Genomic DNA, 16,098 nt, shown 5'->3' on the forward strand with positions numbered 1-16,098 from the left:
GGGTTAGACAGTGCCAGAGTCAATTAATCGAATTCTCGTCATCAATCCAGGATCTACTTCAACGAAAATTGGGGTATTCGATAATGAGAAATCTGTTTTTGAAAAGACGATTCGTCATCGTAATGATGAAATTGGTCAATTTAATCAAGTTATTGATCAATATGAATTCCGTAAAAAGACGATCCTCGAATCACTCGATAAAGAAGGTATGAACATTTCCAAGCTTAAAGCGGTTTGCGGTCGTGGTGGATTGCTGCGCCCCATAGAAGGAGGAACGTATCGAGTTAACGAAGCGATGTTGTCCGATCTTCGTGCTGGTTTTGCTGGTGAGCATGCCTCCAATCTTGGTGGAATTATTGCCCATGAAATTGCATCAGGATTGAATATTCCAGCTTATATTGTCGATCCTGTTGTTGTTGATGAGTTGGAACCTATTGCTCGAATTTCAGGTTTTTCGTTAATAGACCGAAAAAGCATCTTCCACGCCCTTAATCAAAAGGCAGTATCGAGGCGGGTTGCGCAGGAGTTAGGGAAGAGATACGAAGAGCTCAATTTAATTGTCGCCCATATGGGGGGCGGGATTACGGTTGGTGTACATAAAAAGGGGAGAGTTGTCGATGTGAACAACGGTCTTCATGGAGATGGACCGTTCAGTCCAGAACGTGCGGGTACAGTGCCTGCGGGCGATCTCGTTGCCCTCTGTTATTCTGGACAATACTTTTATGAAGAAATCATGAAAAAACTGGTCGGACAAGGTGGATTGGTTGGCTATTTGAAAACAAATGATGCTCTTGCGGTGGAAAAAATGATAGAAAATGGCGATGACAAGGCAAGCTTAGTCTATTCTGCGATGGCATACCAAGTAGCGAAGGAAATTGGTTCAGCTAGTGCGGTTTTATCAGGGAAGGTCGATGCGATTATTTTAACGGGTGGTCTTGCCTATGGAAAAGGATTTGTGCAGGAGATTCAGGAAAGAGTCAAATGGATTGCTGATGTCATTGTAAAGCCGGGAGAGAATGAGCTTCAAGCGTTAGCGGAAGGAGCGCTTAGAGTGTTAAGAGGTGAGGAAGAGGAGAAACATTATCCAAACCCAGTAAAGAGCAGTGAGAGGATTTGAAAAAGGAGGTCGTTTTTTATGGCGAAGGAATATGATTTAGTCATTCTTGGCGGTGGTACAGGTGGCTACGTCGCAGCGATTCGGGCATCTCAGTTAGGCTTAAAAACGGCAATCGTTGAGAAAGGAAAACTTGGCGGCACCTGTCTACATAAAGGGTGTATCCCCAGTAAAGCATTGTTAAGAAGCGCTGAAGTATTTGCGACGACAAAAAAAAGCGAAGAATTCGGTGTGGAAACCACAGGTGTTTCATTAAATTTTGCCAAGGTGCAGGAACGAAAAAACAATATCATTGAACAACTTCATAAAGGTGTTCAACATTTAATGAAGCAAGGTAAGATTGATGTTTTTGCAGGAACAGGGAGAATTTTAGGTCCGTCTATATTTTCACCTATGCCAGGAACAATTTCTGTTGAAATGAATGATGAAACAGAAAACGAAATGCTAATTCCTAAAAACGTTATTATTGGAACTGGTTCAAGGCCGCGTACTTTACCGGGATTAGACATAGATGGTGAGCTAGTAATGACTTCAGATGAAGCGTTGCAAATGGACTCACTTCCCCATTCGATCATTATTGTTGGCGGCGGTGTGATTGGAATTGAATGGGCATCAATGTTGTCGGATTTTGGGGTTGAAGTAACAATTATTGAATACGCAGATCGTATTTTACCAACAGAGGACAAAGAAATTTCCAAGGAAATGCAGCGGCTGATGAAGAAGCGTAAAATCAATGTTGTCACAAGTGCAAAGGTTTTGCCAGAAACGCTTCAAAAAGGAGAAACTGTCACCATCTCTGCTGAAGTAAAGGGAACAGAAAAACAATTTAAAGCAGATAAAATACTTGTTTCGGTTGGCCGTATCGCAAACACAGAAGGAATAGGTTTAGAAAATACCGATATTCAAGTAGAAAAAGGGTTCATTGTCACAAATGATTTTTATCAAACAAAAGAATCGCACATTTATGCGATAGGAGATTGTATCGGTGGCTTGCAGCTTGCCCATGTTGCTTCACATGAAGGGATTGTTGCGGTTGAGCATATTGCTGGAGAGAAGCCAGAACCTCTTGACTATCGGTTAATTTCTAAATGTATATATAGCGCTCCTGAGGTAGCAAGTGTTGGTTATACGGAAGAAGAAGCAAAGGAAAAAGGACACAAAGTTAAAGTTGGAAAATTTTCCTTCCGTGCGATTGGAAAGGCGCTTGTTTTTGGTGAATCAGATGGATTTGTGAAAATGATCGCTGATGAAGAAAGCAATGATATATTAGGCGTCCATATGATTGGACCTCATGTAACAGATATGATTTCTGAAGCGGGTTTAGCACAAGTATTAGATGCGACACCTTGGGAGGTTGCCCATACGATTCATCCGCATCCAACTTTATCAGAAGCGATTGGTGAAGCAGCTTTAGCGGTTGATGGCAAGGCGATACATGGATAAGATTAATTTCTCGGGAGGGAATGGAATTGACTGAGAATCGTCATAGCGCTCTTGGATTGAGCGATGAAAAGGTGCTGGAAATGTACGAAACAATGCTGTTGGCAAGAAGAATTGATGAACGGATGTGGCTCTTAAACCGTGCAGGTAAGATTCCGTTTGTTATTTCTTGTCAAGGGCAGGAGGCTGCCCAGGTTGGTGCGGCATTTGCATTAGATAAAGAGAAAGATTATGTATTGCCCTATTATCGCGACATGGGGGTAGTATTGACTTTTGGAATGACAGCAACAGAATTAATGCTTTCTGCATTTGCAAAAGGGGAAGATCCGAATTCTGGGGGCCGACAAATGCCCGGACATTTTGGACAAAAGAAAAATCGGATTGTCACCGGTTCATCCCCTGTAACGACACAGGTTCCTCATGCGGTTGGAGTGGCATTAGCAGGAAAGATGGAGGATAAAGATCTTGTCACTTTCGTCACCTTTGGTGAAGGTTCATCGAATCAGGGTGACTTCCATGAAGGTGCCAATTTTGCGGGTGTTCATAAGCTCCCAGTTATCTTTATGTGTGAGAATAATAAATATGCAATTTCTGTACCCATTGAAAAGCAGTTGGCTTGTGAAAATGTCTCTGATCGTGCTGTTGGTTATGGAATGCCTGGAATTACAGTCGACGGAAATGATCCGTTAGAGGTGTATAAGGCTGTTAAAGAGGCAGCGGATCGCGGACGCCGTGGCGAAGGTCCATCATTAATTGAAACGATTTCTTACCGTCTAACTCCACATTCTTCAGATGACGATGATAGAAGCTATCGTGCTCCTGATGAGGTCGCTGAAGCGAAAACAAAAGACCCGATTATTACTTTTGGAGCTTATTTGAAGGAAAATGGTGTAATGAACGATGAGAAGGAAAAAGAAATTAACGATCGTGTGATGAAAATCGTTAACGAAGCAACAGATTATGCAGAAAACGCTCCATACGCAGAGGCAGAATATGCGATGAAGCATGTGTATGCAGAGTAAGGGGGAAGATTGAAATGGCAGTCATTTCATATATAGATGCAGTGACGATGGCGATTCGTGAGGAAATGGAAAGAGACTCTAAAGTTTTCGTTCTTGGTGAAGATGTAGGGAAAAAGGGCGGAGTTTTTAAAGCAACTCAAGGATTATACGAGCAGTTTGGGGAAGACAGAGTCATTGATACCCCCCTTGCTGAATCAGCGATCGCAGGAGTAGGAATTGGGGCAGCAATGTATGGCATGCGTCCGATTGCGGAAATGCAATTTGCTGATTTTATCATGCCGGCTGTCAATCAAATCATTTCTGAAGCAGCAAAAATCCGTTATCGTTCCAATAATGACTGGAATTGTCCCATTGTGATTCGCGCCCCATATGGTGGCGGTATTCATGGAGCATTGTATCATTCCCAATCGGTTGAAGCCGTATTCGCCAACCAGCCTGGATTAAAAATTGTCATGCCATCTACGCCATACGATGTAAAGGGACTATTAAAGGCTGCAATTCGTGATGAAGACCCGGTTCTCTTTTTCGAGCATAAAAGAGCATACCGTTTAATTAAAGGCGAAGTACCTACTGAAGATTATGTTCTTCCAATCGGAAAAGCGGATGTCAAGCGTGAAGGCGATGATATTACTGTTATTACGTACGGGTTATGTGTTCATTTTGCACTGCAGGCTGCTGAACGACTTGCGAGTGAGGGCATTTCGGCACATATTTTAGATTTGCGTACTGTTTATCCGTTGGATAAAGAAGCCATTATTAAGGCAGCCAGCAAGACGGGTAAAGTATTGCTTATAACAGAGGACAATAAGGAAGGCAGCATTATTAGTGAAGTGTCGGCGATAATTGCAGAAAATTGCCTCTTCGATTTGGATGCTCCGATTAAGCGCTTAGCGGGACCAGATGTACCTGCAATGCCATATGCACCGACAATGGAAAAGTATTTTATGGTTAATCCGGATAAAGTTGAACAAGCGATGCGAGAGTTGGCTGAATTTTAAATAGAGAAAAAGCGTAGTTGAAGGAGGTTTTTCGAATTGACAATTGAACAAATTAAAATGCCTCAATTAGGAGAAAGTGTTACCGAAGGAACAATAAGCAAATGGCTTGTATCAGCAGGGGATAAAGTCAATAAGTACGACCCGCTGGCAGAGGTTATGACAGATAAAGTAAATGCGGAAATACCCTCCTCTTTTTCCGGTGTCATAAAAGAACTAATTGCAAATGAAGGGGATACGCTAGCAGTAGGTGAAGTGATTTGCTCTGTGGAAGTAGAGGGCAGTGTAAGTGAAGCAGATGAAGAAGCTCCTGCTGCTCAAAATGAAGCAGACTTTTCAAGTACAAACGCTTTGCTTGATGCAACAAACAGCAAAGCTCGTTATTCACCTGCTGTACTGAAACTTTCACAAGAACATGGTATTGATTTGAATCTTGTGCAGGGAAGCGGTGCTGGCGGACGTATTACCCGTAAGGATATTTTAAAGATTGTTGAGTCAGGTCAGATTCCAAAATCGGTTCAAGCTGAGACACCGCCTGCGAAACCTCAAGCTCAGACAGCAAAACAAAGCGCTCCTGTGCCATCGATTCCAGTTGGGGCTGGTGATACTGAAATTCCACTAACTGGAGTTCGCAAAGCAATTGCAGCAAATATGCTTAAAAGCAAGCATGAAATCCCGCATGCTTGGACAATGATCGAAGTCGATGTGACGAATTTAGTTGAATATCGAAACATGGTCAAGGATGAATTCAAAAATAAAGAAGGATTTAATTTGACTTTCTTCGCGTTTTTTGTCAAAGCTGTTGCTCAAGCCTTAAAAGAGTTCCCACAAATGAATTCAATGTGGGCAGGAGATAAAATCGTGCAGAAAAAAGACATCAATATTTCTATTGCAGTAGCAACAGATGATGCATTGTTTGTACCGGTTATCAAGGCAGCCGATGAGAAAACAATTAAAGGGATTGCTCGCGAGATTACCGAGTATGCCACAAAGGTGCGTGCTGGTAAATTGACAAGCGAAGACATGCAGGGCGGGACATTTACAGTGAATAACACAGGTTCATTCGGCTCTGTCCAATCGATGGGAATCATTAATTATCCACAAGCTGGGATTTTACAAGTGGAATCGATTGTCAAGCGCCCTGTTGTTATAAATGGCATGATTGCCGTTCGTGATATGGTGAATTTATGCTTGTCGCTTGATCATCGCGTTCTTGATGGCTTAGTATGTGGTCGTTTTCTCCAAAGAGTTAAAGAAATTCTTGAACATACAAGCAAAGAAAATACCTCGATTTACTAAATGTTATTTTAAAATAGCATATAATCTCTTGAAGACCGTTTATTAAACAACGGTCTTCCTCTTTTCTCTCCGTTGCTTGAATGAAATTCGTGTACTACAATAGTGGTATCAATAGAAAATTTAATAATCGGAATTTTTAATAACCTCATGGAAGGTGGAGAGGAAATGCGAGAGCAATCGTTTCCAAAGGTTTCTATTAAGAATTGGGTTGAAAAGAGCGAGCAGTCAATGAAAGGGAAAAAGATTGAGTCGCTTGAAAAAGATACATATGAGCAAATAAGATTGAAACCGCTTTACATGCAAAACGATCAAGAGGAAGTAAGCCAGTTTCCGGCACAGTCCGATTTTAGAAGAGGAGCCTATTCTCTAGGTTATTTATCAAATCAATGGAAGGTGGCACAAAAACTTACGATTGATAAAAATTTAAATGAGCAACTGTACAAAGCCATTTCTAAAGGACAAACAGCGCTCTCGTTTGAGATCAATGAAAGCGTGTTGGCAAAAGTTGAAGAATTAGAGGAAGAGCTGCTCCGTTATCCATTTTCAATCAATGCGAAAGAATATCACCATGAATTTTTAAAGAAAATTCAAAGTCTGCCTCACTCTGGGAAGTGTTATGGTTATATCGGCATCGATCCAGTTGCTCTTCTAGCAGAAAAAGGGATAGATAGGATTGAAGAAGGCTATCAGCAGATGTTTGAAGCGATCAATAATAGCCTAACTTCACTTCCTCGAATACGGACCATTTTAGTGGATACAGTTCCATATCATAATGGTGGTGCTCATGCTGTGCAAGAATTGGCAATTGCAATTAGCACAGGGGTACAGCATATTGAAAAACTTGCGGAGTTCGGCTTATCAATCAAAACATTAGTGTCAAAAATTGTTTTTCAATTTTCGATAGGCGCAAATTTCTTTATGGAACTGGCAAAGCTTAGAGCGGCTCGAGTGTTATGGGATATGGTAACGAAAGCTTATGGAGTAGATGAAGAAGAGCGGGGAATGATTATTTCTGCTACGACCTCTCGCTTTACGAAAACGCTCTATGATCCTTATGTGAACATGTTAAGAGCGGGAAGTGAGGCCTTTGCAGCAGTATTGGGAGGAATTCAATATTTACATGTCAGCCCCTTTAATGAGCCTGAAGGTAAAGAGACTGCTTTTTCGGATCGTATTGCAAGAAATACACAATTAATTTTACGAGATGAGTCCCACTTGGCAAAAACAATTGATCCAGCAGGTGGTTCCTGGTACGTGGAATCTTTAACGACAGAGCTTGTTGAAAAAGCATGGGAACTATTTTTGGCGATCGATGAAAAAGGTGGAATTGTTGAAGTGCTTAAACAAGGATGGATACAGACGGAGATTGCCAAAGTAAGAAAAAGGCGTGAAGAAGCGATAGCGACGAGGCAGCAAGCGATTGTGGGAACGAATAAATATGTGGACTTACAAGGTGAATCATTAAAAAACGTGCAGGTAAGCGGAGTGCAGCATAGAGCCGAATTTCCACCAATTCCACAAGGGCGATTATCAGAGTCATATGAGGAGCTTAGGTTCAGTGCGCAGAAACTGAAAAAGCAAGGAGTAGATTTAGCTGTAGGACTGCTCACTTTAGGAGAATTAAAGTCTCATAAACTGCGGACTGACTTTGCCAACGGATTTCTCGCACCAGCTGGTATTGAAGGAAAAATGAGTACAGAAATTCATGCAATAACTCATGCTTTAGAGTTTGTGAGAGAAACAGGCTATAAACATTACTGTCTTTGTGGAAGCAATGAGCAATATGCATCTTTCGGAATCGAGCTTGCCCAAAACATCAAAACAGCCTTCCCTCACGTTCACTTGTATGTTGTTGGGCTTCCTGAAGAGCGGGAAAGCTGGGAAAAGGTCGGGATTGCTGGATTTATTCATTTAAAGAGCAACTGCTATCAAACCCTTGCTACGATTTTAGCTAATTTGGAGGTGGGCATAGATGACTAAGCCGAATTTTAAGGCATTCTCTTTATTTGCGTCGAAAAGTGATTCGAAGGAAAAATGGCAACGAAAAGCGAGAGAAGAAATTGCTCAAAATATGGAAGAGCTTCTTTTTGAAACAAATGAGCACATCAAAATCAAAGCGCTTTATACGAGTGAAGATCGTCAAAATTTAGAGCAATTAGAGCATTTGCCCGGATTGCCGCCATATACGAGAGGGCCATATCCGACGATGTATGTTAATCGGCCGTGGACTGTCCGGCAATATGCCGGTTTTTCGACTGCAGAAGAAAGCAACGCCTTCTATCAGAGAAATTTAGCAATGGGGCAGAAAGGACTTTCCGTCGCCTTTGACTTAGCAACACATCGCGGCTATGATTCCGATCATCCAAGAGTAGTAGGCGATGTGGGCAAAGCGGGGGTAGCGATTGATTCTGTACTCGATATGAAAACATTATTTGAAGGGATTCCGCTTGATCAAATGTCTGTCTCAATGACAATGAATGGTGCGGTCCTTCCGATTATGGCGTTTTACATCGTTACCGCAGAAGAGCAAGGGGTATCGCAAGATAAACTTTCTGGAACAATCCAAAATGATATTTTGAAAGAGTATATGGTTCGCAATACGTATATTTACCCTCCCGAAATGTCGATGAGAATTATCGCTGATATTTTTAAGTATACATCTACCTATATGCCTAAATTTAATAGTATTAGTATATCAGGATATCATATGCAGGAGGCTGGTGCACCAGCTGATATCGAACTTGCTTATACTTTAGCTGACGGACTTGAATACGTGCGGACGGGTTTGACAGCAGGGATTGAAATCGATTCTTTTGCACCAAGACTGTCGTTTTTTTGGGCAATTGGCATGAACTATTTTATGGAAATCGCAAAAATGAGAGCAGCACGTCTTATTTGGGCAAAAATGATGAAAACTTTTCAACCGAAAAATCCAAAATCGATGGCGTTGCGTACTCATTCACAAACTTCCGGTTGGAGTTTGACTGAACAGGATCCGTTTAATAACGTTACCCGCACATTGATTGAAGCGCATGCGGCAGCGATGGGACATACACAATCGCTTCACACGAATGCCCTTGATGAAGCGATTGCTTTACCGACTGATTTTTCAGCGCGGATCGCTCGCAATACCCAGTTATTTTTACAAGAGGAAACAGGGATTACAGATGTGATTGATCCGTGGGCAGGTTCTTACTATGTCGAAGCCTTGACTGCAGAGCTGGCAGAACGGGCTTGGGAGCACATCGAAGAAATTGAGCAGCTTGGTGGAATGGCAAAAGCGATTGAAACAGGTCTTCCAAAAATGAAAATTGAAGAAGCGGCAGCAAGACGACAAGCGCAAATTGATTCCGGAAAAGAGACTATTATCGGCGTAAATCAATACAGACTCGAAAGGGAAGAACCGATAGAGATCCTTGATATCGACAATACGGCAGTGCGCTTAAGACAAATTGAAAAATTGGAAAAATTAAAAGCGGCACGCAATGAAGCAAAAGTAACGGAGGCGTTAAGGGCCATTACGGAAGCAGCGGAGTCGGGAGAGGGAAATCTTTTACAATTGGCTGTAGAAGCGGCACGAGTACGAGCTACACTTGGGGAAATTTCTTATGCAATTGAACAGGTAGTGAATCGCCATAAAGCGGTGATACGTTCAATAAGTGGTGTGTATAGTTCTGCCTTTTCAAATGAGGAGGAAATTGCCGAGGTTCAGCGAATGACAGAGGAATTTTTAGAAAATGAAGGGAGACGCCCAAGAATTTTAATTGCCAAAATGGGGCAGGATGGACATGATCGAGGAGCGAAAGTAATTTCGACTGCTTTTGCCGATTTAGGATTTGATGTCGATATCGGTCCGCTATTCCAAACGCCCGAAGAGACTGCCTTGCAGGCTGTGGAAAATGATGTGCATGTGATCGGGATGAGTTCCTTAGCAGCAGGTCATAAAACATTGCTGCCGCAGCTGCGAGCAGAATTAACAAATTTGGGGAGAGAAGATATTTTAGTGGTTGTCGGTGGAGTTATTCCTGCCCAGGATTATCAGTTTTTATATGATAATGGAGCCGCAGCGATATTTGGACCAGGAACAGTAATTCCTGTGGCTGCACAAAAGGTGATTCACGCTATTTATGAAAGACTGGGCTATGAGGAAGTGTCGAGTGAACATGACGGAGGATAAGAAGCCAGAATGGAGCGATCCGAATCAGCCTGAAAGGTATAATTCAGTTATTCGAACTGGGGTAACAGGATCGGAGCAAATAACATTCGCCCAAAAAAAGACCCGTTTTCAAAGAAAAAAAGTTAATGGTCCATCGCTTGAAAAGCTGTACAAAGGGGTTTTAGCAGGAGAACGTAGAGAGCTTGCGAGGGCCATTACACTGATTGAAAGCAATGCAGAATACCATTTTGCTCAAGCGCAGGAGCTTTTGCAGAAGCTTCTTCCTCATGCCGGAAGAGCATTAAGAATTGGAATTACCGGTGTTCCAGGTGCAGGAAAAAGTACGTTTATTGAAGCCCTTGGTAGTTTTCTTTGTGGCGAAGGATTAAGTGTGGCTGTTTTGGCCGTCGATCCAAGCTCTAATATTAGCGGTGGAAGTATATTAGGCGATAAAACAAGAATGGAACAGCTTGCAAGAAATAAAAGGGCATTTATTCGCCCATCTCCGTCAAGTGGAAAGCTCGGCGGAGTTCATCGTAAAACAAGAGAAACGATGCTCGTGTGTGAAGCGGCTGGATTTGATGTCATATTAGTGGAAACAGTTGGGGTGGGGCAAAGTGAAGTCATTGTCAGAGAAATGGTTGATTTCTTTATGCTCCTAGTTTTAACAGGGGCAGGAGACGAGCTTCAAGGGATGAAAAAAGGGATTATGGAGCTTGCTGACGCTGTCCTTGTTAATAAAGCAGACGGTGAAAATAAAAAGCGTGCTGAAAAAACAAAACAAGAATATAATCAAATTCTTCACTTTCTCCAACCTGCGACAAAAGGGTGGGTAACAAAAGCTTATACATGTTCAGCATTAAAGAATGAAGGAATCGGGAATGTTTGGCGCACGGTTAAAGCGTTCGAGGAATCGACGAAACAATCAGGCATCTTTGCGGAGCGTCGCAGAGCCCAGACGAAGGAATGGATGAAATCGATGATCATCGATCAACTGCAAACAGATTTCTTTCATCATCCCCTTGTAAAAGAACTGCTCCCAAAGTATGAAAATGAGGTAATTGCCGGAGATAAAACGGCTACTTCTGCGGTAAACAGCCTCTTTCAGCATTATTTTCAGGCAAAAAGTTAAAAAAAAAGGCTACCATTCCAAGATGGTAGCCAAATAGGGGTAATTATGGGATAGATCTTGCTTATTGTGTATTTACCCATTTACAAGAAAATAAAACATCTTTTCTTCTTTTTTTATCTTTCTTCCTCTACTTATAATAATTGCGAGTGGAATGGTTGTAAACATTGCACTGGTATTGGTATTATGAAAAAGAAGAATAGATAAAAGGGAGCGATATAGATGAACATGGATTTTAATTTATTCATGAACGACGTAGTTCGCCAAGCTCGGCAAGAAATTGTCGCTGCAGGATATAAAGAGCTGACAACACCAGAAGAGGTGGATGCAGCGTTACAACAAAAAGGGACAACACTAGTAATGGTGAATTCAGTTTGTGGCTGTGCTGGTGGGATTGCTCGCCCAGCTGCTATGCACTCCCTTCATTACGATAAAAGACCCGATCAATTAGTAACTGTATTTGCTGGACAAGACAAGGAGGCGACGGAAAAAGCTCGCTCTTACTTTACTGGCTATCCGCCATCCTCTCCATCATTTGCTTTATTAAAGGATGGGGAACTTGTCACGATGATTGAGCGTCATGATATTGAAGGCCATGGTCCGATGGATGTTGTCCAAAAATTACAGGATGCATTTGAACAATATTGTGAAGAAGTTTAAGACCTCGGTTTTTTTCCGAGGTTTTTTTGATACAATAAGATGTGCTGATTATTAGGATAAATTTGAAATATGGAAGGTACATGGGAGCAATGATGAAATTTCGGATAGGATATCGAACAATCAAGACCGCTTTAGGAACAACATTATCGATTTTGCTGGCACAAACAATAGGCCTCAATAATTTCGCATCTGCAGGGATATTAACCATTCTTTGCATTAAACCGACAAAGGTAAAGTCCGTTAAAGCTTCATGGGATAGAGTTCTTGCTTGCCTCATGGCCATGTTATTTTCCACGATCTTTTTTGAGGGCATTACATACCACCCGATTACAATTGGATTAATGCTGTTATTTTTCATCCCTACGGCGGTTATGTGTAAGGCTCAGGAAGGAATTGTTTCAAGCAGTGTCATCATTCTGCATATTTACATGGCTGGAAATGTCACCTTCGAACTTCTTCTCAATGAATTAGGCATTGTGATCATTGGTGTCGGAATGGCTTTAATAATGAATCTCTATATGCCGAGTGCAGGGAAGAAATTGATTCAATATCAGGCAGAGCTTGAAGATAATTTTCGGAAAATTATACTGGAAATTGTCCACTATTTAAGAACAAGTGACAGCAGCTGGGACGGAAGTGAACTTACCCGTACAGCAAGATTAATTGATGAAGCAAAAACAATGGCTTTCCAAGATGTAGAGAATCATTTTCGCCGCAATGACCATTTGTACTATCATTATTTTAAAATGCGTGAAAAGCAGTTCGAGATTATCGAGAGAATTTTGCCTTTAGTTGCCTCATTACCTGTTACAGTAGTACAAGGCCAAATGATCGGAGACTTTTTGGAGGAGCTGGCTGAGCATATAAGTCCTGGTGAAGTACCAAAGAATTTTCTAGAAAATCTGTTGGAGATGAGAGAGGAATTTCAAAGTATGGGGCTGCCGCAAACACGTGAAGAATTTGAAGTCCGCGCTGCCCTCTTGCAGCTAACGAAGGAAATGGAACAATATTTGATGCTGAAAAACTCGTTCAAGTATTTGAAGAGAGAAAAGAAGAAGTATCGAAAAGGCAGTGTGGAATTACAGTAGTTTTTTGGAGAATACTCTTTAAACACAAGGCTTTGTTATATGTCGGTGTTGATCTTTGGCTCATTGCGTGTGAAACTAAGGCTTCACACGCAATGAGCCAAAGATCGTTCAATCAACAATATTGTTTAACAAAGCTATCGAAAGTAAACAATAGGAGAGTGTCGAAACATGAAACGTCCCCAAAAAATTTTCGTGAAATTTATCTTTTGGGGGATAGTCGATTGTTAAACGTTCAGGTACCTTCTTATTTTAGCCCTCATAACTGAAGTCTGTCTCCACCTTATTTTCATCGATTTCTGTCGCTGTAATCCATGCTTCTAAAGTATAATCTCCAGGCTCGAGAAAGGAAAGAGTCTCAGAAAGATCGAGTTCATATTCAAGCTTTTCTCCCGGTGCCAATATTTCTTCTTCTACTGTAGCGGCAAACATTTTATCTGCTGAATACGTATAAACAATTGTCCCATCTTTGTCTTTGATAAAATAATCAAAATCCTGTGAAGAAGGGAATGTTATTTTTTCTTCTTTTTCCTGATTGTTTTGAATGGAGAGTTGGTATTGTAAATCAGTGATCTTATGGATAGAAATATTCATTTCTTCCCCGGAGCCTCCTCCGTTGCTGTTCTCATTTTTGGAGTTGTCTGCCGTTCCACAGCCTGCTAAGGTAGCAAAAAGGAAGGCAGTAATCACGACTGCTGTTTTCCTTAGAGAAATGATCATTGGAATCACCACTTTTTTTAATTTGTCTTCATTTAATTAGACTTCATTTCTGATAAAAGGTTACACGAAAAAAGAGTAGGGCATCCTACTCTTTAAAGCTGTTCATATGTCCACTGTAAGCAGCTATTATAAAACTTCGCTCCTATCGATAGATTTAGCGAAAAAGGCGACAACGATACCAGCTTGTCCGCTGGTGAGCTTAGAGAAAAGCCACGAACCATTCATTTACAGCTGCTTGCATTTTCCGAAATGGTTTATATAAACATGGAAAGTCCAAGGAGAAGAGTTGATGCGAGCATCGCAAATATCATTAAGTAAACAATTACTTTTCTAGCCTTTTTATTTTTCATTATCTTTCCCTCCCAATCTATACATCCTGTTTTCTATTTTACTAGGTATTGCAGAAATGAACAACCGCTCAATTTTAGGAAGGAAATCGGCATATTTTAGCGAATATTTTAACTATATTGAGCTATGCTCAGGTGGGGGGAGAAGAATGATTGAAAAAGTAGATCATATCGGAATTGCCGTTAAATCAATTTCGGAGTCATTGCCATTTTATACAGAAGTGCTTGGGCTTGAAATTCAGGGGATTGAAGAAATAGAAAGCGAAAAGGTAAAAGTAGCTTTTATAAAAATAGGCGGGACGAAGATAGAATTACTTGAACCCACAAGTCCAGAAAGTGCAATTGCAAAGCATATTGAGAAAAGGGGCGAGGGGATTCACCATGTGGCATTAGGGGTTGATTCCATTCAAGCAAGGATTGATGAAATGAAGAGAAAAGGGATTCAAATGCTCCAGGACAAAGCGAAAATAGGTGCAGGAGGGGCACTTGTAGCATTTATGCATCCGAAATCAACAGGTAAGGTGTTATGGGAGTTATGTGAAAAAACGGAAAAGGGAGAGTAGCGGAATGGACATCTATGAAAAAATAAACGAACTTTACGATAAGAGAAGAGAAGTTGAACTTGGAGGTGGAGATGAACGCATCGAAAAGCAACATGAAAAAGGAAAATTAACGGCAAGAGAACGCATTAATTTGCTTGTGGATGAAGGGAGCTTTGTTGAATTAAATCCCTTTATCGAGCATCGTTCACGGGATTTTGGATTAGAGTCTCAAAAGGGCCCAGGTGATGGAGTTGTAACAGGCTATGGCAAAGTCAATGGACGTTCTGTCTATTTATTTTCCCAGGATTTCACAGTGTTTGGCGGAGCGTTAGGGGAGATGCACGCTAATAAAATTGCCAACGTGATGGATCTGGCCGCAAAAAACGGAGCTCCCTTCATCGGATTAAATGATTCTGGCGGGGCAAGAATTCAAGAAGGGGTTGTTTCGCTAGATGGATATGGCAAAATCTTTTATCGAAATTCAATTTATTCAGGAGTAATTCCACAAATTTCGGTCATTTTGGGACCGTGTGCAGGAGGGGCAGTCTATTCTCCTGCCATAACAGATTTTGTGTTTATGGTTGAAAAAACGAGTCAAATGTTTATAACAGGTCCAAAGGTGATTGAAACGGTGACAGGTGAGAAAATTAGTGCTGAAGATTTAGGTGGAGCAAGGGTCCATAATTCGATTAGTGGAAACGCTCATTTTCGGAGTGATTCTGAAGAAGAAATTATCAAAAGTGTAAGGTTATTATTAAGTTATTTACCACAAAATAGTGAGGAAAAGCCGCCGATGTTAATGGTTGCCGCTGAAGACGACTATCGTCCGAACTTAACCGACGTGATTCCGTTTGATGCGATTAGGCCATATGATGTAAGGGTTATCATTGATGAAGTCGTAGACAAAAATTCATTCCTTGAGATTCACAAAGACTTTGCTAGAAATATTGTTGTAGGATTAGCGCGGATAAAAGGGGAAGTGATCGGCTTAGTTTGTAATCAACCAAAGGTGATGGCCGGTGGACTTGATATTGATTCCTCCGACAAGGCTGCACGTTTTATTCGTTTTTGCGACAGCTTCAATATTCCGCTGATTACCTTTGAGGATGTAACGGGATTTTTTCCAGGTGTTAAACAGGAGCATGGCGGCATCATCCGTCATGGTGCAAAAATCCTCTATGCTTATTCAGAAGCAACCGTTCCGAAGCTTACGGTAATTTTAAGAAAGGCCTATGGTGGGGCTTATGTTGCATTAAATAGTAAATCCATTGGTGCTGATCTTGTTTTTGCTTGGCCCAATGCAGAAATTGCTGTTATGGGACCACAGGGGGCAGCGAACATTATTTTTGCGAAAGAAATTCAAAATAGCGAAAATCCGGAACAAACACGGGCGAAAAAAATTGAAGAATATCGAGAAAAGTTTGCTAATCCTTATGTGGCTGCAGGCATGGGCATGGTTGATGATGTCATTGATCCGCGAGAGACAAGGATCAAAATCATTCAGTCTCTAGAGATGCTGCGAAATAAAAAGGAATCACGTCCGCATAAAAAGCATGGAAATATTCCTCTTTAGCAACAAAGAAAAATTT

At 41.3% G+C, this 16,098-nt stretch carries 14 protein-coding genes; 12 read left to right on the forward strand and 2 right to left on the reverse strand.

Annotated elements, in window-relative coordinates:
* Positions 1–10: 10 nt before the first annotated feature.
* The 10 genes from buk (at position 11) to FCJ93_RS06880 (ending at position 12,903) form a co-directional block, all read left to right on the forward strand.
* Positions 11–1,117, forward strand: coding sequence for a butyrate kinase (buk, locus tag FCJ93_RS06835; protein ID WP_095306688.1), 1,107 nt, complete (start codon positions 11–13; stop codon positions 1,115–1,117).
* Positions 1,118–1,135: 18 nt separating this feature from the next.
* Positions 1,136–2,557 carry a dihydrolipoyl dehydrogenase gene (gene lpdA, locus FCJ93_RS06840; protein ID WP_095306687.1) on the forward strand — a complete coding sequence of 474 codons (1,422 nt, stop codon included), beginning with the start codon at positions 1,136–1,138 and terminating at the stop codon, positions 2,555–2,557.
* A 20-nt stretch (positions 2,558–2,577) separates the two neighbouring features.
* Positions 2,578–3,576 carry a thiamine pyrophosphate-dependent dehydrogenase E1 component subunit alpha gene (locus tag FCJ93_RS06845; RefSeq protein WP_095306686.1) on the forward strand — a complete coding sequence of 333 codons (999 nt, stop codon included), beginning with the start codon at positions 2,578–2,580 and terminating at the stop codon, positions 3,574–3,576.
* A 14-nt stretch (positions 3,577–3,590) separates the two neighbouring features.
* Positions 3,591–4,574, forward strand: a complete 984-nt coding sequence (locus FCJ93_RS06850) for an alpha-ketoacid dehydrogenase subunit beta (protein WP_095306685.1) — start codon at positions 3,591–3,593, stop codon at positions 4,572–4,574.
* A 36-nt stretch (positions 4,575–4,610) separates the two neighbouring features.
* Positions 4,611–5,870 (forward strand): dihydrolipoamide acetyltransferase family protein, encoded by a 1,260-nt coding sequence (locus FCJ93_RS06855; protein ID WP_095306684.1) that lies wholly within the window; start codon positions 4,611–4,613, stop codon positions 5,868–5,870.
* 165 nt (positions 5,871–6,035) lie between these two features.
* Entirely contained in the window at positions 6,036–7,850 is a 1,815-nt protein-coding gene (locus FCJ93_RS06860) for a methylmalonyl-CoA mutase subunit beta (RefSeq protein ID WP_095306683.1), read from the forward strand.
* Complete coding sequence (gene scpA / locus FCJ93_RS06865) at positions 7,843–10,047, forward strand: methylmalonyl-CoA mutase (protein ID WP_137743196.1); 2,205 nt, start codon at positions 7,843–7,845, stop codon at positions 10,045–10,047. Before FCJ93_RS06860 ends, scpA begins: the two co-directional genes overlap by 8 nt.
* Positions 10,034–11,158 (forward strand): methylmalonyl Co-A mutase-associated GTPase MeaB, encoded by a 1,125-nt coding sequence (meaB, locus tag FCJ93_RS06870; protein WP_095306681.1) that lies wholly within the window; start codon positions 10,034–10,036, stop codon positions 11,156–11,158. The genes scpA and meaB overlap by 14 nt, the downstream gene beginning before the upstream one ends.
* Before the next feature lie 219 nt (positions 11,159–11,377).
* On the forward strand, positions 11,378–11,815 hold the full coding sequence (locus FCJ93_RS06875; protein ID WP_095306680.1) for a BrxA/BrxB family bacilliredoxin: 438 nt from the start codon (positions 11,378–11,380) through the stop codon (positions 11,813–11,815).
* Between the two features lie 92 nt (positions 11,816–11,907).
* Positions 11,908–12,903: an aromatic acid exporter family protein gene (locus FCJ93_RS06880; RefSeq protein ID WP_137743197.1), complete on the forward strand. Its 996-nt coding sequence runs from the start codon at positions 11,908–11,910 to the stop codon at positions 12,901–12,903.
* A 249-nt stretch (positions 12,904–13,152) separates the two neighbouring features.
* Here the strand turns inward: FCJ93_RS06880 and FCJ93_RS06885 are convergent, their stop codons facing one another.
* The gene (locus FCJ93_RS06885) at positions 13,153–13,620 is read right to left on the reverse strand and encodes a BsuPI-related putative proteinase inhibitor (RefSeq protein ID WP_137743198.1); all 468 of its coding nucleotides are present in this window, start codon (positions 13,618–13,620) and stop codon (positions 13,153–13,155) included.
* A gap of 254 nt (positions 13,621–13,874) precedes the next feature.
* Positions 13,875–13,970, reverse strand: a complete 96-nt coding sequence (gene prli42 / locus FCJ93_RS24805; RefSeq protein ID WP_150915065.1) for a stressosome-associated protein Prli42 — start codon at positions 13,968–13,970, stop codon at positions 13,875–13,877.
* 146 nt (positions 13,971–14,116) lie between these two features.
* Here prli42 and mce point away from each other — a divergent pair, with 146 nt between their 5' ends.
* A complete protein-coding gene (mce, locus tag FCJ93_RS06890; RefSeq protein WP_095306678.1) occupies positions 14,117–14,530 on the forward strand; it encodes a methylmalonyl-CoA epimerase in 414 nt (137 codons plus the stop codon).
* Between the two features lie 4 nt (positions 14,531–14,534).
* A complete protein-coding gene (locus FCJ93_RS06895) occupies positions 14,535–16,082 on the forward strand; it encodes an acyl-CoA carboxylase subunit beta (protein WP_137743199.1) in 1,548 nt (515 codons plus the stop codon).
* Positions 16,083–16,098 lie beyond the last annotated feature (16 nt).

The organism is Robertmurraya siralis (genome assembly GCF_005502275.1).
Classification (GTDB): Bacteria; Bacillota; Bacilli; order Bacillales; family Cytobacillaceae; genus Robertmurraya; species Robertmurraya siralis.